The sequence below is a fragment of the Pseudomonas edaphica genome, from assembly GCF_005863185.1.
Classification (GTDB): Bacteria; Pseudomonadota; Gammaproteobacteria; order Pseudomonadales; family Pseudomonadaceae; genus Aquipseudomonas; species Aquipseudomonas edaphica.
This window is the reverse complement of record NZ_VBVZ01001135.1, coordinates 1-569: the sequence shown is the minus strand read 5'-3', so window position 1 is coordinate 569 and position 569 is coordinate 1. Positions and strand designations below refer to the sequence as shown.

1 protein-coding gene is annotated in these 569 nt (G+C 55.9%); it reads right to left on the bottom strand.

Annotation, left to right across the window (positions count from 1 at the left end):
- Positions 1 to 53: 53 nt before the first annotated feature.
- Complete coding sequence (locus FEM54_RS33695) at positions 54 to 329, bottom strand: DUF6124 family protein (RefSeq protein ID WP_138454414.1); 276 nt, start codon at positions 327 to 329, stop codon at positions 54 to 56.
- Positions 330 to 569: the final 240 nt, after the last annotated feature.

Here is a 569-nt window from a genome sequence, read left to right as displayed (position 1 = left end):
GCAGCGGTGCGGCGATCCGACAAGCCAGCTCCCACACTAGATCGCCTCAGCCATCAGGCCACGGGACACTCCCGATTCAGCGCTTGATCCACCAACAACTGCGCAATCTCAACCATCTGCACCACCGCCAGCACCTGTTTGCGGCTTGAACCGTCCAAATGCTCGGCACAGTCATAGGCACACACCGTCGCCGATTCCAGCATCTCGCTGGCATTGCTCAAGGCAACTTCGGTACTGAGGCCGGGGCGGACGGTGAAGATGATGTTCTTTGTGGCTTGTGAGGTTTCATCCGGGGTAGACGATATTGGGTTAGGCGTTACTTTTTTCATACGGATACTCCGTGAGTTATGAAAAAAGCGCTCACTTCTGTGGGCGCTAAGGCGCCTGGATCATTCGGGCTTCCACACCCGGTCGTTGATTTTGCAACGACTCGAGAAGGTTAGCGGTGAGCTATGTTCGGACGCAACCCGAAATCTGTGTAGGGCATGTCCTAACAAGAGGGCTGCTAAGAAGAGAGAGCCATACGCAGGCTACCGATCGTTCCCACGCTCTGCGTGGGAATGCATCCC

Coding starts and splice junctions, on each gene's coding strand:
- FEM54_RS33695 (WP_138454414.1), bottom strand. CDS start 329: ATGAAAAAAGTAACGCCTAACCCAATATCGTCTACCCCGGATGAAACC.